12 protein-coding genes and 2 riboswitches are annotated in these 19,783 nt (G+C 42.2%); of the genes, 3 read left to right on the forward strand and 9 right to left on the reverse strand.

The features are described 5' to 3' along the window. Positions 1–146: 146 nt before the first annotated feature. From BUA79_RS09240 to BUA79_RS09260, 5 genes are all read right to left on the reverse strand, one after another. Positions 147–995 (reverse strand): thiamine pyrophosphate-dependent enzyme, encoded by an 849-nt coding sequence (locus tag BUA79_RS09240; RefSeq protein ID WP_073994153.1) that lies wholly within the window; start codon positions 993–995, stop codon positions 147–149. Continuing rightward, on the reverse strand, positions 992–2,653 hold the full coding sequence (locus tag BUA79_RS09245) for a 2-oxoacid:acceptor oxidoreductase subunit alpha (RefSeq protein WP_094757407.1): 1,662 nt from the start codon (positions 2,651–2,653) through the stop codon (positions 992–994). The genes BUA79_RS09240 and BUA79_RS09245 overlap by 4 nt, the downstream gene beginning before the upstream one ends. 71 nt (positions 2,654–2,724) lie before the next feature. Further along, positions 2,725–3,771 (reverse strand): glycosyltransferase family 4 protein, encoded by a 1,047-nt coding sequence (locus BUA79_RS09250; protein ID WP_242941675.1) that lies wholly within the window; start codon positions 3,769–3,771, stop codon positions 2,725–2,727. A gap of 42 nt (positions 3,772–3,813) precedes the next feature. After that, entirely contained in the window at positions 3,814–4,416 is a 603-nt protein-coding gene (locus BUA79_RS09255; protein ID WP_073994155.1) for a TVP38/TMEM64 family protein, read from the reverse strand. Then, positions 4,388–5,584: a glycosyltransferase gene (locus tag BUA79_RS09260; RefSeq protein WP_073994156.1), complete on the reverse strand. Its 1,197-nt coding sequence runs from the start codon at positions 5,582–5,584 to the stop codon at positions 4,388–4,390. The genes BUA79_RS09255 and BUA79_RS09260 overlap by 29 nt, the downstream gene beginning before the upstream one ends. Positions 5,585–5,772: 188 nt before the next feature. Here BUA79_RS09260 and BUA79_RS09265 point away from each other — a divergent pair, with 188 nt between their 5' ends. The 3 genes from BUA79_RS09265 to BUA79_RS09275 are packed head-to-tail and all read left to right on the forward strand — an operon-like array spanning position 5,773 to position 8,507. After that, a complete protein-coding gene (locus BUA79_RS09265; protein ID WP_073994157.1) occupies positions 5,773–6,339 on the forward strand; it encodes a phosphatase PAP2 family protein in 567 nt (188 codons plus the stop codon). 22 nt (positions 6,340–6,361) lie between these two features. Then, positions 6,362–7,786: a HAMP domain-containing sensor histidine kinase gene (locus tag BUA79_RS09270; protein WP_073994158.1), complete on the forward strand. Its 1,425-nt coding sequence runs from the start codon at positions 6,362–6,364 to the stop codon at positions 7,784–7,786. Between the two features lie 13 nt (positions 7,787–7,799). Beyond that, a complete protein-coding gene (locus BUA79_RS09275; RefSeq protein WP_178138581.1) occupies positions 7,800–8,507 on the forward strand; it encodes a response regulator transcription factor in 708 nt (235 codons plus the stop codon). A 6-nt stretch (positions 8,508–8,513) separates the two neighbouring features. Here the strand turns inward: BUA79_RS09275 and BUA79_RS09280 are convergent, their stop codons facing one another. The 4 genes from BUA79_RS09280 to BUA79_RS09295 all read right to left on the reverse strand — a co-directional run bounded on the left by BUA79_RS09280 (position 8,514) and on the right by BUA79_RS09295 (position 19,374). Then, on the reverse strand, positions 8,514–11,156 hold the full coding sequence (locus BUA79_RS09280) for a calcium-translocating P-type ATPase, PMCA-type (protein WP_073994160.1): 2,643 nt from the start codon (positions 11,154–11,156) through the stop codon (positions 8,514–8,516). Between the two features lie 327 nt (positions 11,157–11,483). Next, on the reverse strand, positions 11,484–12,728 hold the full coding sequence (locus tag BUA79_RS09285) for a glycosyltransferase family 2 protein (protein ID WP_242941676.1): 1,245 nt from the start codon (positions 12,726–12,728) through the stop codon (positions 11,484–11,486). Between the two features lie 284 nt (positions 12,729–13,012). Further along, the gene (locus BUA79_RS09290) at positions 13,013–18,706 is read right to left on the reverse strand and encodes a Spy0128 family protein (protein WP_178138577.1); all 5,694 of its coding nucleotides are present in this window, start codon (positions 18,704–18,706) and stop codon (positions 13,013–13,015) included. A gap of 75 nt (positions 18,707–18,781) precedes the next feature. Beyond that, a riboswitch (cyclic di-GMP riboswitch) is annotated at positions 18,782–18,866 on the reverse strand. A 7-nt stretch (positions 18,867–18,873) separates the two neighbouring features. Next, positions 18,874–19,374: a hypothetical protein gene (locus BUA79_RS09295; RefSeq protein WP_178138578.1), complete on the reverse strand. Its 501-nt coding sequence runs from the start codon at positions 19,372–19,374 to the stop codon at positions 18,874–18,876. Between the two features lie 313 nt (positions 19,375–19,687). Then, a riboswitch (cyclic di-GMP riboswitch) is annotated at positions 19,688–19,773 on the forward strand. Positions 19,774–19,783 lie beyond the last annotated feature (10 nt).

Raw genomic sequence — 19,783 nt, forward strand, 5'->3', positions numbered from 1 at the left:
CTTGTCTTAGGCTATGTCTTTCCCACTACTAGGGCAGACTAGGGACTTTAACCCTTAAGATTGTGCCCATGCTGGGCACACACAAAAAAAAGCCCTGCACCTTCCTATAAGGTGCCAGGGCCGGATCAAACCATTTGGAAGTATCATTAAATGAATTTCTCCAGAATACTCTGCAATTTCTCCCTGCCGTCCTCCTTTTCGGCCTTAAGCCTTGCGAATCCGTCTTCAAAGCACGGTTTATCTGTCTCATAGAACCTGCCTATGGCAATCGGACCCTTTGAAGTGTGATAATCCCACTCTCTTATCGCCTCCAGTGCTTCTTCAAAATGCTCTGGATTGCTGATTTCAACTTCTTTTACATTTTCATTGTATGATTCATAAAGATTATTAAATGTGATGCAAACCTGAAGTGCATCAATAAAAGAAAATCCTTTATGCAGTATCGCTTCCTTCAGCAATTTCCTGAAGTGCTGTTTTTTAACCGGGTAAGCACGGGCTATATAGGTTGCTCCGCTTGCCAGCATAAGAGCAAGAGGATTGAACGGCTCCTCCTTGGCTCCGTATGGCATGGTCCGCCCCATATACCCCAGTTGGGAAGTCGGGGTAGACTGCCCTGTGGCCAGCGCATAGGAACGGTTGTCATGGACAATGACCGTAATATCAACATTCCTCTTTGCGGCAAAAACCAAGTGTTCCAGTCCCTCTGCAAAGGAATCCCCATCCCCCACAAAACAGACAACCTTGAGCTCCGGATCAGCCAGTTTTATGGCTGTCGCGACGGGCAGGGCTCTGCCATGAATGGAGTTGAAACTGTTGACATGGAGGTAATCAACTATTTTGGCGTGATTGCCGATTCCGCTTACGATTACTACTTTTTCCAGATCCAGGCCTTCCGACTTCAATTCCTCCAAGACAGCCTCGAAACTGTTTAAAATTTCAAAGTTCCCGCAGCCAGGACACCATGTTATAGGCGCGTCGGTTTTCAACTGACTCATTCAATCACCTTCTCCACTTCTTTTTCGAGGTCCTCAAGAGAAAATGGCCTCCCGTCATATTTCAGGATTATCTCATCAACCGCAAATCCATACTGCTTCAAAAGCATCGCAAGCTGCCCCCTGGCATTGCATTCCACGCTGACCAGTTTATCGACTCCCTGCAGGGCCTGGGTCAAATCTTTTTGCGGGAATGGGGACAGCACCAGCATCTGTATCATCTTAAACCCGTACTTCCTGGCTATTTCAAGACACACCCCTTTATTCGATCCCCAGCAGAGAAGGGCTGTCTGGCCGCTGTTGTAGACCTTCACCTGCTCATAGTCTTCCAGCTCTTTCCCCAAATTTCTTTCTTTCAGCATCATCTTGTCTGCATATCCTTTTGCATGGTCCGGGCTTTCGCTGGCTAGCCCGTATTCGTCATGGATATAGCTGTTTGTTTTTATCACCTGCTCCTTTGTCGGAGCAAAAGCCAGGGGTGATATGCCACTTTCTGTATTGCTGTAGCGTTTGTATTCCCCTTCGCCATCCCAGAGTACCGGCTGTTCATCTGACAGTTCGCCCGCAAGACTGATGTCGAAGCTGAACACCCCCAGCCCCAGCGTCTTATCCGTCAGTACAATGGCCGGGATCTGGTATTTCCATGCTTTATTCATCGCCAGTCCTGACCAGTAATACGCTTCTTCTGCATCGCCTGGCGCGACAACAAGCCGGGGCATTTCTCCATGTCCGGCATTCAAGGCAAAGTGCAGATCAGTCTGTGCCGTATAAGTTGGCATCCCAGTGGATGGTCCGGCTCTCTGTCCAAGCACTACCACAACCGGAAGCTCCGACATCGCAGACATTCCAAGACCCTCAGCCATCAGACTGAATCCGCCACCGGAAGTTCCAACTGCATTCTTTACACCCATATAGGAGTATCCCGACGACATCATGATAACCGCAATCTCGCTCTCTGGAAGAACAACCTGGAGGCCGAGCTCCGGTTCCAGGCTGGCCATCAGTTCTAATATCGGCGAGGTAGGGGTCATCGGGTACGCTATATAAGCCCGAAGTCCGGCCTTAAGCAGCCCCATGCTGATTGCCTGACAGCCGTTAAGCACCGGCAAAACCGGACGTTCCACCCCAGCGACAGGCATCCGTTCCTGCATCAAATTAAAAGCTGTGCGGGCTATCCGTATTTTCAGCTCCAGCATGTCCGGATAGTGTTTCCGGATAATGTCTTCGTAAATCTCCCATTTGACCTTTAATATTCTGCACAGCGCTCCAGCCATACAATATATCCCCATTGCAGGCTTGGCGCCCTCCTCCTTCAGTATCCTGCCAACCGGAAGCCCTGCGGCGGCCTGAACCAGGCCCTCTGCCGCTACCGTTTCAGAATCATAAAGTATAATCGTCTTTTCACTGAAGCTTTCCTTGTGCCGATCGATGGCATCCTGTCCGAATGCCATTACGACATCCGGCTGGTCCGAGTGTGCTGAGACTTTCTCCAGGGAAGCCCTGACGACAACAAATTGATGCTGCCCTTTAATTACCGAAGGAAAATCATTGTACATGTAGATATGATAACCGAGATGGCTGAAAATCCTGCACAGCATTATGCCGGCCTCATCGATTCCATAGCCATTTGTTCCTCCCAAGAGTACAGTTATATTTCTCAAATGAATACCTTCTTTCATCCTTAAAAAATATAAACGGGTTACTGCATCGGTTAAGACGGAATGTTTGTTGACTATATTTTACTACGCAAATCACGATGGGTCAAATCTACAGATAAGCAGTTTTCTGCGCTTACCATTTTCCGATCTAATGCTTTTGCATATATTCTGCGCAGCTCATTTCCTACTATCGAAATATCTCTCTGTTTTGCCACTTCATATCCCTGTTCAGCAAGATTCTCTATTTTATCTTCCAGTATATTTCTGATGTATATTTCAAACTCTTCTGTGTCTGCAGCTTTGTACACATCCCGTCCATCCACCAGCCAGCTGTCATATACTGGAATGTCCCGCAGCAGAATCGGAATTTTCATGGCTAATGCTTCCAGCACAACGATTCCCTCCGTTTCCTCATAGGAGGGGAAAAGGAATAAATCACTGTGTTCATAAGCTCTTTTCAGTTCGCTTTTCGGAACGTACCCTGCAAATTGCAGGTTTGGCAATTCCGTGCGGACTGCATCCCGTATCTTTTTGGGAACGGTGTGAAGATTGGATTCTCCAAACCAAATGAACTTGTACTTTGGAAACCGCCTTGCCAGTTCTACAAATTCAGGCAGACCTTTTCTTCCTATCATCAGGCCAACCGACATAATGATTTTATCTTCTTTTGAATATCCATACTTTGACCGGAACGCCATTCTTTCCGACTCATCTTCCGTCTTCCTGTAATACTCAAGATCTATGCCGTTCGAAATGACATGGATCTCCTTTTTGATCCCATAAGATTCCAATAACTGTTTCGAATATTCACTGGGAGTTACGATCATATCTCCATGACTGTAGCAGTGTTTTATCCATATTCCGAATAGCCCGTCGAACAAATTGGAACCCAGGTAAGAATTTTTAAAATCCTCCTTTGTCGAATGCGCATGAAATATGACTGGAATCCCAGATTGATGGGCCCTGCAGGCAATCCACAGCGACTTCGGAAACACCGTATTGATATGCACCACATCTGCATCCGCCAGGCCATCCGTGCATGATATCCGGTTCATGTCCGCTGCCATTTTCTGGTGGTAAATAGCACGCCCTACCCCACTCTTTTCAATCAGTTTCTGCATACCGGAATAAAAATAAACCCTCATATTAATAACCTTTCCTCTCTATGAAATCGCCCGGAGCATCATCTCGAAAATCCGACTCAGGCCCAGGCTGTATATATAAATCGCCGCCGGCTTTCCCAACAGAATAATTGCGGTAAATTTTTTAAACGGCATCCGACTGACTCCGGCTAAATAGCACAGGAAATCATCGGGTGCTACCGGCAAAAAAATCAGCAGGGCAAACATCTTTTCAAATTGATTTTCCTTCAGCAGATATCGGTTATACTTCTCAAAAAATCTGCTTCCAGTCATCTTTTGAACAAATCCTGTCCCATATTTTCTCGCAATCATGAACGCCAGCATCGAGCCGATGCAGATCCCCAGGTAATTATAGATAAATCCTTTCACAGGGCCAAAAAAAACTACGCCAAACAGGCATCCCACAGCGCCCGGAAGGATCGGCACCACAACCTGTACCGCCTGAATTGCCAAAAATATGAGGGGAGCCATGATCCCACATCTGTTCAGAAATGCCTCCATCCTGTTTTGATTCGTGAATATTCCCTGTGTATAGCCATAAGCCATCAAGGCAATCAGCAGTGCCGTGCTGAGCAGCAGCAGCACTTTCTTATGATCACCCAGCCAGCTGATGCGCTTTTTCATACACTTCACCTTCTTCCACAGCATGTGCCCAGCATACTTTATGATAGGTTCTCTCCAGTGTCTGGGCAAAATTCTGCAGAGATATTCTTTGTATGCTTTCCTTACATATTTCCTTCATTTCTCTGCATTTCATATCAGAAAACAGCTTCTGATATGATTCAAGGAAATCACAGTCTGTACTGTAGCCATATCCATTTATCCCCTCCTGCAGGATCCCCTCCAGGCATTCATCCTTTCTTGCCAGAATGGGTTTTCCTGCGGCCAGGCTTTCAATATATGTCAGTCCCTGTGTCTCACTACTGGATGCACAGACAAAAGCATCCCCCAAAGCATAATAGTTCTCAACCCCGTTCCAGGCGACTTCTCCCGTGAATACAACGCGGTCCGCTATCCCCTCTTCACATGCCCTGTGCCTGAGGAATTCAAGTTCTGGGCCATTTCCAACAATAAGCAGCTTTGCCATCGGATCTGTTTTTTTCAGCCGTACCATTTTTTCTATCAATTCAATCTGATTCTTTTCACGTGAAACTCTGCCCACCGACAGCAGGATATGATCAGAACCGCTCAGATGATATTTTATCCTTAATCTTAAAACCTCATCCTCATCATATCTGTCAAACTTCGATATGTTCACACCTGTCGGCTGAATGATGATTTCTTTTTTCACTCCATACGAAGAAAGCAGCCTTTTCACCTTTTCCGTCGGCGCAATAATCAGATCTGCTTTTTCACAGCAGCTTCTACTGAAAGTCCTTGCTATACCTTTCAACTTCTGGTTCCCCGGAATCCGAAGATAATGTGTATAATCTTCATAAATGGTATGATAGGTATGAACATGCGGAATCCCCAACTGCTCGGCAAGCTTCCTGCCCAGATGTCCCACGCCAAACTCTGTCTGCGTATGGATCACATCCAGGTGAAGTTCTTTCACTTTATTTATCCATATTTTTGTCAGACTGTAAGTGACCCGACGTTCCTTCAGCAATGCAAAAGGTACGCTCCTCAAACGAAATACATTGTATTCCATTTCCTTCATTTCCGGATTGGAAACAGTAAAAACATACACGGTGTTTCCCTCACTCTCCAGCTCACCTTTTAGCTGGTATGCTGAATTTGCTACTCCGTTCACTTCCGGATAATATGTATCAGTAAAAATTCCGATATTCATAAAAAGCCTCCTCGATATCTGTCCACACTTAATATATCAGGCACAAATAAATATCCGGAAGGTTTTTTGTAAACGTTTAATAAACAATTTGTTTGATAATTGTTTAGAAATTGTTTAGGATTTACTCTATGCATGTTTAGAACCGTCTTATATGATAACTTAATAACGCTATATGCAGGAGGTTTACTATGTTCCATTTTTTATCACAGTTAGACGGAAGTCTACTTGTCTGGATTCAGAATCTTTTGGTTCACGATATGTTTACGCCCTTTTTTAAATTTTTAACAACCATCGGAAACGCAGGGGCGGTATGGATCATTATATCGGTAATACTGCTAGTCCCAAAAAAGACCAGGCCTGTCGGCATAATATCATTGATAGCACTGTGCGGTTCATTTATAATAGATAATATGATTTTAAAAAATCTTATTGCCCGAACGAGACCGTATGATGTGGTTTCCGGAGTGCAGCTGCTGATAGCAAGGCCGAATGACTTTTCTTTCCCCTCGGGACATACCGGAAGTTCATTTGCGGCAGCAGTAGTGTTATATAGGGAATTGCCGAAGAAATATGGGGTTCCGGCATTGATACTTGCCGCCCTCATTGGCTTATCGAGGATTTACCTTGGTGTACATTATCCATCGGACGTGATATGCGGGGCATTATTTGGAAGTATAATAGCCATTTTCATAAGCAGTGCATTCCATATATTAAAGGATGATGGAAATCTGCGATTCCTTGATCGATGGATTTAGAAAAAAAGAGGAGAAGACTGTCATGACGATGAAAAGAAGAATATTTATTTCAAATACAGTGATTGTCCTATTTTCATTATTAATTTTATTAGGGCTTGGCGGTGTGATCGTCGGCCTTTTCAAGAATGAATTCATGAATATCATCGAGCAGAAGTCGCAGATTGCGGCACACAATTATGAAGTTCAGGGCATCCTGCAAAGTGCGGGGGATTATAATGGAGATTGGAATGCATTAAGTGATGCGCTGGCTGCTTATGATTATGAGCTATATGTATCCGATAGCAATCAAAACGAATTGTACTCCAATATCAGGCACAGTGAATGGGAGTGCATCAGTGAACTGGAAAAATCAAGCTTTGATTCAGAACAGGTTGTTTTATACAGTATGGAAAACGTAACTATTGCCAAAGAAAAAATTCTCAAAGGCGAAGAATCAACGTATATCTACGCAGCCTATTACCCCAAAGAAGCCTCCATTCTTGGAATGGACCGGGGAATATTTGACATGTTCATTATCGTGTTCGTAGTGGCGGGAGTTTTGGCCATTCTTGGACTGCTGTTATGCAGCCAGATTTTTACGAACATGCTTATCCGCAAAGTATTGGTTCCGGTGGAAGAGCTTCGTCTTGCTGCGAAACGGATCGAAGAGGGAAACTTCGATGAAAACATTGAATATAACAAGGATGACGAGTTCCTGGAAGTTTGCACCGCGTTTAATAATATGCAGCAGCATCTGAAAGAGGGTGTTGAGCAGAGCGCCGCATATGAGAAAGCGAGGACAGATATGATTTCCGGAATATCTCATGATTTACGAACGCCTCTTACTTCGGTGAAGGGCTATATAAAAGGTTTGAAGGATGGAATCGCCAATACGCCGGAAAAGCAGGAACAGTACTTAGATACAGCGTACAGAAAAGCATGTGATATGGATATTTTGCTGCAGAAATTATTTTATTTTTCCAAGCTGGAAACGGGGAACATGCCATTTTTCAAGCAGAGAATAGACTTTACAACGTGGATTGCATCTTATACAGAAAACAGAAGGGGTGAATGGGAGCAGCAAAATCTGCAGGTCGCTCTGGAAACAGATCATCATGAACATCCCGTGTATATTGATTCAGAACAAATGAAGCGTGTATTTGATAACGTAATCGACAACAGTATAAAATATTCGGATCGTGACAATCTCCATGTATGGATAAAGGTGTCCGGGCATGATGGAAAAGTTCTTATCCAGATAAAAGATAACGGAAAAGGTACAGATAGCGATAAACTGGGGCATTTGTTTGAACTGTTCTATCGCGGGGACGAATCCAGAAACAGCAAAAAAGAAGGCAGTGGTCTGGGCCTGTACATCTGCAGGCATATTGTCGAGCAACACGGGGGAACCATCAATGCAGCAAACGACAATGGGTTCACTATTTCCATTGAGCTGTCTGAAAAATAAAGGAGGAAGCATGATTCCCAAAATACTGATTGTTGAGGATGATGAAGAAATTGCAATTCTCGAAAAAGATTATCTGGAAACGTGCGGCTATGAAGTCATTGTGAAAAACAACGGCGAATCTGTACCTGAAATGCTTTTTACAGGCGGATATGATTTGCTGATTCTGGATTTGATGCTTCCTGGCAGATCGGGATACGACATATGCAGAGAAATCAGGGATAAAATTGATATTCCAATTCTTATGGTGACCGCAAAAACGGAATCCATAGATAAAATAAGGGGCTTGGGATTAGGGGCAGATGACTATATCTCGAAGCCTTTTGATCCCGCCGAACTGGTGGCCAGAGTAAAGTCCCATTTAAAACAATATGAACGATTGACCGCACACGCAGCCTCTGACGGCAATGCAGAGGATACTGAAAATGTCATACAAATCGGTAATCTGCGGATTTTGGCAAAGAGCTGGAAGGTGTACAGGGGGAATGAAGAAATCAAATTTCCACACAGGGAATTTGAGCTTTTAAAGTTTCTGGCAATGAACCCCAATATGGTGTTTTCAAAGGAATACCTGTTTGAAACAATTTGGAAATATGACTATGTAGGCGACAGCGCGACTGTAACGGTGCATATCAACCGAATCCGTGAAAAGATTGAAGAGGACAGCAAGAACCCACTAATCATCGAAACAGTCTGGGGCGCAGGCTATCGTCTTAATCTCTAAACACTCCTATTTAAAAAGATATCTTTTTATCAGCTTGAGCACCTCTGAAACGATAATCACAGAAAATGCCACACCAACAATTTTCATCCACATTATGAATGGCAGCGGTACTGTTCCAAACAATGCGCTGCCAAATTGGGTAATAATGACTTGCAATGCAAACGTGATGCCAAAGACCAAAAGCATCAGCTTGTTATTCGTGAAATTTGCAAAGACACTATGGTTCGTAAGCTCACGACTGTTGAACGCATTAAATAATTGGAATACAACAAATAGTGTGAACAGAATTGTTGAAACCTGTTCTGGTGTTCCCCCTAAAAAGTTAAATGCCGTTTGTGACATAAACACGGCGGAAATGAATAATCCATTAAACACTATCCGTCCCAGCATTCCTTTCGAAACAATGCTGGATCCTCTCGAAACAGGCTGCCTCTTCATTAAATCGCTGCGAATTGGCTCCAGTCCTAAAGTAAGCGCTGGAGGGCCATCCATGATGATGTTGATCCATAACAATTCAAGCGCAGAAAATGGCGATTTAAATCCTACCAGAATTGAAAACAGTACAACCACAACGGAGGAAAGGTTCACCGTCAACTGGAACTGGATAAATCTCTGGAAATTTTCATATATGCCGCGTCCCCACTGCACTGCCTTTACAATTGTCGAAAAGGAATCATCCAGCAAAACAATATCACTGGCCTCCTTGGAGACCTCGGTTCCAGAAATACCCATTGCAATTCCGACATCCGCGTTTTTGATAGCAGGAGCATCGTTGATACCATCCCCCGTTACGGCAACTACATTGCCGCAGGATTTCAAGGCATTGACCACACGCATTTTTATGATAGGTGTACTTCTTGCAATCACTCGGATCTGCGGCAGGATATCCGCCAATTCTTCATCGGAAAGGTGCTCCAATTCTTTTGCTTCTACCGCTCTGTGCTCTTCTCCCAACAAATGCAGCTCATTCGCTATTGCTATTGCCGTAACAATATTATCACCCGTCAGCATTTTCAGATCTATTCCAGCATTGCGGCAGCGTTCCACGGCAATATAAACATCTTCACGCAGCGGATCCGTAATCGCCACAAAGCCGTCGTAAACCATGTTGCTTTCAATCTCTTTCCTATTCGATGAAAAGTCGGAAATTTGATTGAATTCCTTATGTGCGAAGGCAATTACACGACAGGCTTTCTCTTGAAACCCTCTTATCTTCTCTTCGATTTCTTTTGCAAGTGAGCCAGAAACCATACATAAATCCAGTATTTTTTCCGGACTCCCTTTGGTGTAGACAGCATATCCCTTGTCGGCTTCCACAATCGTTGTCATGTTTTTAGTTTCAGATGTAAACGGAAAAACATGTGCAATCTTTGCATTACTGCGAATATCCTTGTATTCATTTCCCGCTTCATGGGCTGCAACAAGCAATGCACATTCAGTTGGATTTCCAATGAATTTTGGCTGTGCACCCTCATAATTAACATCCGCAGTGCTGTTGATACAGAAATTATCCAGCAATAATGCATTGTGCATTTCATTTGGCCTAACCAGCTCTCTATCTGTATACACATCGGTAACTGTCATGCGATTTTCTGTAAGTGTACCTGTCTTGTCGGAGCAAATCACGTTGATACACCCAATTGTTTCACAGGCAATCATCTTTTTAACCAGGGCATTCTGCTTAGACATTTTGATAATATTGACGGCGAGAGATACAGCCACAATGGTTGGCAAGCCTTCTGGCACAGCGGCAACGATCAGTATTATACTGGTGATAAAGGCTTCGGAAATTATCTCAATATTCGCCGTCCCATTTGATATAAATATAATTACCTGAATTATAAAAACAATGGCTGCCATTGTCGCACCCAAAATAGTGATTGTCTTGCCCAGCCTTGCAAGCTGTTCCTGCAGTGGGGTGCTGCCTTTTTCGGTTGAGGAGAGTTCCTTCGCTATCTGCCCAAATTCAGTGTTGTCCCCAACACCGGTCACGACCATCTTACCGCTGCCCCCAGTGATAAAACTGCCCGAAAAAAGCATGTTTGTTCTTTCGGCTACTGGTGTTTCCTCATTATCTGGCAGCATATCCGAATCCTTGTCCACAGGCAGACTTTCACCCGTCAAAGATGATTCGTCCGCACTCAACGCTATGCCTTCCAGAAGCCTGCCATCAGCAGGCAGCTTGTCACCAGTTTCCACATAGACAATGTCACCGACAACAATATCTTTTTGTGGAATCAGTTGTATCTCGCCATTACGGATTAATCTGACCTGTGTATCTTCATTGATTTTGCTGAGAGCCTCAAATGCCTTGGCACTTCTGCCTTCCATCACGACTGTAATAATGACGGAAAGAGAAATTGCAGCAAATATACCTAAGCATTCAATAAAATCCGCATTGCCGCTCCGAAAATAACGCGCGATGTTTACACCCAAGGTAATGATAGCGGCAATAATCAGCATGATAATCATTGGTTCGCTTGCAGCTTCCCATATCCGTTTAGCCATCGAATCCGGCTTTTTTTTGCTAAAGGAGTTGATGCCGTTTGTCTTTGCACTCTCTGCGGCTTGCGAAGCAGTCAGTCCTATTGTACTATCTACATTTAATCTTCTTAATGTTTGTTCTTTTGTTTCCATAAAAGCATTCATGAACTTTCCTCCAGTATAATAATAAACAGACCCAGGTATAGCCCTTGCAAGCCGTACCTGAGTCTTTTCGCATTCAATATAAAAAGGCCCACGTATAGCGTTCACAAGCTATACATGAGTCTCGTTCTTTAAGGCGAGCCAGGCCCAGAATCGGCCAGTATGTTGACTTCGCCCACACGTATAAAGGTGTGCAAACTACTCCCTCATGAAGTAATCAAAATTTCTTTATTATACTATAGTAATAAAAACAAAAAGTCAAGAATTTGTTAAACTTTTATGATCCTCGTATTTTTTCTCACCAATCGGTTTTTACAGGCATAAACTATATTATTTCATCGATATTCGACGTACCCTAGTTATCTCATCCACAGTTTTTACGACAGTATGAGTAATCGGCTTCCATTTAACATCCTTCACTAAGGCTACAACGGAAATAGGTACATACGTAAACATAAACAGCGGGAACGTAAACATATAAGCAACTTTTTTCCAGCCTGAACAATGAATTTTTTTCCATTCGGTCAGAGTTGTAATGAACCCAAGCATAAATATCATGCAATAGTACCACACTGACGAACCAAGAAGTGCCTTGGTAGTCGTATGTATAATTTCATTTACTGAATACATATCGAAAATACCCGCCAGACAGACCCCTGCATATGCCATTATACTAATACTTGAAATGAGCATCCCGGGCATTATTGTCATTGTCATATCGAAGCAGGAAAAACCGTTTCGTTTTCCCTTGAAAATACCCCGGACCAGATCTCTTCCATATTTTGCAAAAACCTGGTAAAAGCCTTTCGCCCAGCGCAGCCTCTGATTCCAGGATTGTGTGAATGTAACCGGCTGCTCATCATAAATGATGGCATTTCTGCAATATCCAATCTTTTCACCTTTAATAATCTGGCATGCAGAAAACTCGATATCTTCTGTGAGAAGATGATGTACCCATCCGCCGTTGGATCTGATCAACTCGGCATCCAGCAGAAAACCTGTTCCGGATATTGCACAACTTGCATTAATGGTCATTCTTGGAAGATTAAGATATTCTGCTTCATGAAGGAACCAAAGTGAATACCCTGCTGAAATCCAATTCTGGTCATAGTTTTTAGAATTTCTGTAGCTGGTCAGAATCCTGTATCCTCGTCCAAAGCTCTTATTCATCTCCGCAATATAATTCTCATCAAGCAGATTGTCCGCATCAATCACGAAATATCCAGCATACTTTTTATATGAATATTCTTTTTCTATGATTTTCATCATAAAATCCAGGGCATAACCCTTTCCGACCTGATCTGCATTGAATCGTTCCCTGACAATAGCTCCAGCATTGCTTGAAGCCGATGCTGTGTTATCTGTACAGTTGTCGGCTACCACAAAAATATCAACTAAATCCTGAGGATACTTTTGGTTTTTTATGCTTTTTATGAGTTCTCCTATAACCATGCCCTCATTCCGGGCCGATATAATCACTGCGTATCTGCGAAAAGTAACCTCTTTCTCCTCGCGTTTTTTTTCTCTTTTTGCCTTGAATGCAATGAAGATATATATCAACTGATAGGAATACATAAGTGTGAAAAACAGAAACATCAAAAAATTAAAATTATTTATAAATCTCGATATAGATAAACCCAAAACATGACCTCCAGCGCTTTTTCCCAATTATAATTACCTTAAATGAGATTTCAATGAGAATGGGATGAAAAAACTGTGGGGATTGCGCACGAACTCATGCGAAGGGGCAAAACAAAAAAAGGCCCTGGCACCTTTCTACAAAGTTCCAGAGCCCTTGAATAATGCGGATGACAGGACTTGAACCTGCATGGTCTCCCACCAGATCCGTTTCTACAACATTAAATTCGGACCCTTCTCTTTCTCAAGACCAGCAAAACCGTCAATGACAGCAGGGCCGTAAACGTGTACCATAGTATTGGTGAATCGTCATTCGTTGCTGCAGTGACTGAAATTGCCTTATATTGATTTGCAAATCCAATGTCTTCAGCATTAACTGCATAATCTCCAGGGGTTTTCATGATAGTAGTATCGGCTTTTAAAGTTCCATCTCCATTATCAACAATTTTAACCTCAATGATATATTCAGTATCATCATATTGATATCCTGATTTATTATCATTTATTTCATATAACGAATATTTAAAACTTTTACCCATATCTTTTTGTGTATAAGTGATTGGTGCAAATACGATTTTTCCGGTGTCATTATTGGCAACCTCTTCAATCAACGAGTCCGAACCATTGATGTAGCTATTTCCCACTAATGCAAAGCGGAATTGGCCGCCAGCGAGAGTATGACCTGTTAATGTCTTATTGGCGGTCAGTTGAATGCTGACGTCACTTGTCCTATAGGTGTTTTCAAATAACATCTCTGTTACCAATTCTTCATCTTTCTGAATCGCTTTAATCACGCTGAGCGTTCCATCATTGTTATCTTTTATCTGTATTTTAATTATATAAACAGATTCATCATACGTATAGCCGGCCTTGTTATCATTCACTTCCGAAATCCTGTAGTAATAGACGTTTCCCATGTCAGCCTGTGTGAATACAAGCTCATCAAAAACAATCATTCCATCCTCGTCATTCCTGACTTCTTGAATTTCATTTACAAAATCTCCTGTTTCTGTGATTTGATCCAATCTGAACGTGAATTGCTGATTTTCTATTTTACGGCCATTCAATATTTTCTCTGCATGGAGGCTTATGCTGGTGTCAGATGTTACATAAGTATTTGAAAACGTAATATCTGTCTTACCTGCTGGAGCGCTTACCGTCTTCTGTGCAGTCAATGTCCCGTCTCCGTTGTCAGAAACCGAAACATGAACTGTATATACGACTGGATCATACGTATATCCGCCAACACCCTCATTCAGTTCTGATATCGTATAGTCATAGCTCTTTCCTGCATCGGCCTCCGTGTATGTGATTTCAGGGAAAACAATACTGCCATCTTCTGCATTCCTTACCACTGAATTTTCACCGATGGAATTCCCCGTTAATAGGTCAATCTGCTGCATCGCAAAAGAAAATTGTTCATTGGGCAACTCTTTACCTGTCAAAATTTTAGTAGCTGTGATCTGTGCGCTTCCTGTTGCCTGATATATGTTATCGAAGGTGATCTCTGTTACTGAATTTGCTTCTTTTGTCATAGTCTGAACTGTGCGCAACGTACCGTCACCATTATCGAGCACTGTAATTTTCACATAATATTCGGAATCATCATATGTATAACCTGCATTTCCTTCATTCACTTCGCTTACCTTATAAAAATAGGATAAGCCAATGTCACTTTGCTTGAAAGTCAGTTTCGGCAAGTCAATATTATTACCGATATTTTTAACCGTGCCGATTTCCTTAATAAAAGTCCCATCTTCGTTAACCTGGCTGAGAGTGAAGGAGAACTGCTGATCTTCAAGGGTTCGCCCTGACAGAGTTTTAGAAGCTGTTAAATTGACATCAATATCGGATGCTGTATAGGTGTTTGTGAATGCGATGCTGCTCTCATTTGTGGCGACAGAACCCACTGTTTTTTTAATACTTTCTATATTACTCGAAAGCGTTCCATTGTCGTTGTCCGTGATCTTCACAACTACCGTATAAACAGCACCATCATATGTGTAGCCTGCAAGTCCTGTATCTTTTTCTTTAATAGTGTATGTTTTGGTTCCAACATCGCTCTGATCATACGGAATCGAGCTGAAATTTATGCCACCACTATATGTTGCAGCACCAGTCAGGCTTCCCGTTTGATTTTTTACTGTTTCTATAAGTGTGTCACCTTCATATAATTCAAAGCTAAAGTAGTCTGCTGCAAGATTGTGCCCTATCAGGGTCTTTTCTGCACTAAACTGCATGCTTCCATTTGCCCTATATGCATTCTGAAAAACGGGAATTTTGTCTGATGTAAAGGTGCCGCTGTTATCAGACAAAATATTGCCTCCTCCATCCTCAACAACAACCTTTAAATTTGCCTGACCCTTGACATTATACACTTTCACGACCAAAGTATGGATTGTGTCATCATAAACGTATCCCGCAAGCCCTGATGGGATTTCTTTCATCCTTAAGGTCTTTGTCATCACCAGATATTCCGTTCCTGCCGCATCTGTGTCTGCGAATATATGGTCATCTGTAAAATGAAGGACATTTTCTGCATCCAAGCCATCCTTCATCGAAAAGACAACGGAATAGTCGCCGTTTGACAATTTGTTTTGAGTGACACCCGTCAATACAGAGACAGAGTCTTCCGAAATTTCGAAATTGAACGGATGAACAATGTTTTTGCCATCTAATTTCTTCACTGCCAAAGGCGTCCAGCTTCCTGTCTTGATAGGCGAATCATAAAAATTAAGCGCTGCCACATTTCCTGTTCCGACAGAAGGTACTGTTATTTGGACAGGATCTGGGGCATCTATCAAATATCCTTCAGGTGCTGCAACTTCCGTTATCGTGTATATTTCCCCTCTTGTGAGCCCGCGGAATATAACCGAACCGTTTGTTTCAGTTAATGTGCGGACGTATACAGGGTCACTGGCATCCCCACCTCTCAGCCAATGAAGTGCAAACATAGCCCCGTTCAAGCTGGTACCATTATCTTTACTCATTTTATTTACGGTGACAGATGCCTTTGTCGTTGAACCGCCCCCAGAAGCACTTGCAAGTGTGAAAATACTTGTGGATGTATTTTCCGGTAATGCGGATTCTCCTGCATAATAAGCCGTATTGCTGACTTGCTTTCCAAGTAGACTGCTATCGATATCGGTTGCAAATCTAAGAATATATTCCGTGCTGTTATCAGGTAAATCCACCGTGAGTATATACCTGCCTTCCATTCCACCTTCAGTTGCCGGAAGATACGTATAAGTGAAAGGAACCAGGGTTCCCTGTGTCTCTATGTTAGTTCCTGTTACAAAATTTTCATCTGTACCAATGACATTTTTATACAATTTAATAGACGTCGGATCCAAGGTAATCCCTTTGGGAAGGATATCCACTACCTGGCTGTTATTCAAGGCTACCTTGTGTTGATTCAGGTTGATTGTCCAAAGCACCTGCTGCTCGGCTATCAAATGTACTCCCGATTTTCCAAGTACTTCATTTTTAATTTCGCCCGAGTAGTTCGTTGGTGCTGAGGAAATAACCCCTGACCTCAGCCCGTCTGCAACAACACTGGCAACATTTCCTCTACAACGAATGGTGCCATTCTCTTTGAAGATGGCGTTTTGTGACACATCAAGTTCCGCAGTAAATGTAATGATGTATTTGTCATTTACCGGTACATTTTTCCCAAAATTGATATTGATAATATCATTTTCATATGTTGCCGCAGCGGTAATCGCACTAAGATCAAGACTGTCCCTCGTTCCGGCACTTTTCGTAATATTAAGTGTATTTGCAACATACGTCCATTTAACACCGCTGATATTGCTGAATGTCGATTCCCCGGTTTTTCTGAATTCTGTACTAATCTTGCTTAAATCATCCGTAATATCCGCATTTTGAAGCGCCATCAAATTGCTGTTTACCGTAATACTGAAGACCACACGAGGATTTTGACCTGCTTTTGTATTGTTTCCATTGTATGCAGAAGGGGCTTTCGAAATAACATTATTATTCACATTCACGCTTTCCGTGTCAGAACTCGCAACAAGGGCTTCTCCCGTAGTGGAAGAAAACAGCGTCGCACTAACCTGATTTGTGAAATTCCGGTTAATGTTCTGCCCGTAAATCTCCTGTTTTATTTTTGTCTTGACTGTGAAATTCTGTTGTGTCTGCAAGGCTCCGTTGTTTTCATAGGTTATTGTTAGCGTCCTGCCATCAGGGCTTATTTCAGCCTTCGGATTTGTTGTGGCATCGATTTTCTGACTGCCACAGTAAATTTCACCTGCTACATAATCCTGATCAAGGGGAAGGGTATCTACAATCCTTGCTTGCCCGTAGTCCGAGAGGTTACTTGCAGCAGCAATGGTCCAGGTAATTGTTCCATTTCTTTTATCCTCTGCAGTAAGAGTCGAATGCCCTTTCACAACAGAAACATATGGAACGGCAACGCCTATCTGATCCAGGTTCACGGTTGGCAGCGTACCCTCCCCGCCTCCATCCCCGACGTAATTGCAATCAAGGCTTGCTGTGTTATTGTATACTGGAGTTTGTGCACCCTTCGTATCTGGAGACACAATGTTCGTCACAAGAGTTACGGTCTGCGTTTCCGTGGCAGCATTTGCCTTGTCTCTCGGCAGATAAATCTTTAGTTCTGATGTACCATCCGCATTTTCTGTATAGAGTCCATAAATCTCCGTGGCGTTTGCCGGAGAATGTGCGTTGTCAAATACTTGAATCGTAGTATTTCCAAGTTTTACTGTGCTCTTATCAAGACGAACATCCGCCTGAAAACGGTCCGTTATAACCGCATTATACATCGCCTGATTTGTTATATTAGCTCTGATTGTCCATAAAATCTTGTTCCCCTGATAAATAGTTCCACTTTTCCCCAGCCAGTTGGGGGTTATCGTTTGGCTTGCTGTATTGGAGTCAAGATCCACATCGTAATCTCCTCCGGATAATTCAGCCCGGTTGCTGATGGTTGTAGCGGATAAATTTCCGTAAACACTCCTTTTAACGACTGTCGTAATCGTAATCTCCTTATAATTAGTACCATCACGACCGTTTGGAATCGTATATGTGATTTTACCCGTTGAACTGTCAAAGACATAATCCACTCCTTCTACAAGGGTTATGCTTCCATGCTGGATTGATTTCAATTCAAGATGAGCAACATCTATTGTATCCGTAAATATGCAGCCACTGAATACCCCCGTCGTGGGCAGCATGTTTACTTTCCATACCAGTTCTCTTGTAGCGTTATTATAACTACTAACGGTTTTAGTAAGAGAGACAGGGGTGGTCGCCGGAGGGATGGGCTTCGTAATACCTAGTTCTATGTTGTTTTCATTATCAATTGGGATATAAACAACAGTACTTGTGCCAGCTGCAACCGAACTTAAATCCAGCGTAAAATCAAACTCCATCTCACCATGTATTTCAAATTCATCTGGACTGTCAATATAGTCCGTAAACACGATCCTAATCTGCCAGGAGTTGTCTGCATTCTGCAGGAAAGAATAATTGGCAATCGGCTTATTATCATTTCCTAAAATGCTTCCATTCGTAGGATTGCTTATCTGAAGTTCCTTGGGTAAATCGATAAGGTAGTAATCGCCGCTTTTTACTGTCCTGTTTTCTTCACCCGTTAATTCATCTATATTATCCTTAAGCATAAAAGTGTATTTGGCATGGAATTTCTCAACCTTTGAGCTGTCAGCAATTTCATATGGATCTAACAGATCGACAAATTCAGATGCCGCCTTCAGCTTATAGCTTAAAGATACAGTCCTCATAATATCTGTATTCCCGGTCTGATTACTCCCGTCTGAGGCATTTGCTTGTTGTACAGGCATAGTAGTGATCATTATTACCAGGAACAGAACAAATGCCTGAATCCTCCGCAATATTTTTTTGTGTCTCTTCATCCCCATGTATCCTCCCCTTAATTACTCTTTTAATAAAAAAAAGCAATCACAACTCCTGTTATTCACAAGAATTATAATTGCAACTTGACAATCATAGCGAAATCCGCTTTAGACTAAAGCTTTGCGTCACAAACTTTCGTCTGCTTTGCCAAATATTAAATTATGCGCTAATTATATACTATAGTCAGGGAAATATCAACATTATCAACAATCACTGCAAAAATGACAGAACCCGTGAAATTCCTTCGTCTCATTTTTATGTTTTTCGACTGGGATAACATTTTTGCAAGCTCTGATTTCATGGTCATTTGTAAATCAGCAAGATAAACTTGGGAAAACTCTGTTTCAAATATACTTTTATCAAGATGATAGAACTGCCTGATCTTTTCATCGAAAGGTGCTGATTCCACAACCGCATCATCGATCTTCTTCTTTTCATCTCTTGCCTCATCAGCTTTTTCAACGCTCTCGAATTTCACATTTCCTACTGCTTTTCGATATTCAAGTTCTTTTTTCTCGATAGTTCTTAATTCATCGCTGAGATCTGCATATCCATTTTCCTCTGCCACCTGCATCCATCTTTTTGTTTCACTGAAATTTGTGTATGGTTTTCCCTCTTCTATGGATAGGCATGACCGATAGCGAAGCTGCAATTCAAAAAATTCCAAAAATCAACAACGGAATTGTAACGACTACTCAAGCTGGATAAAAGCATAGAATTCCAGATTTTATTCCGGCTATTTCTTCGACTAATGATGAAGTGAATCCTAAAGTAGTATCTTATATAGGGATTCTGGAAAGAAAATCATTTTTATGCTGGGAACTATGAGGCAATTTGGTGCGATATCTTGCGTTTGCATATATAATTTTCTTAAAATATGAGCTTATAACGCTGTGCAAAGTGTAAAGATTGCGATTTCATTTCGAAAATTCTTGATAATATTGATATTCACCTAAACATATTATATAATAAGCGTATAATTTAACACCTGGCAAAACCAATGAAAATTGGCGACGCAAAGCTATTAGTCTAAGGCGATTTTTGCTATGATTGTAAGGTTGCAATTATAACTTCTG

This window comes from Parasporobacterium paucivorans DSM 15970 (assembly GCF_900141895.1).
In the GTDB taxonomy this organism is placed as follows: Bacteria; Bacillota; Clostridia; order Lachnospirales; family Lachnospiraceae; genus Parasporobacterium; species Parasporobacterium paucivorans.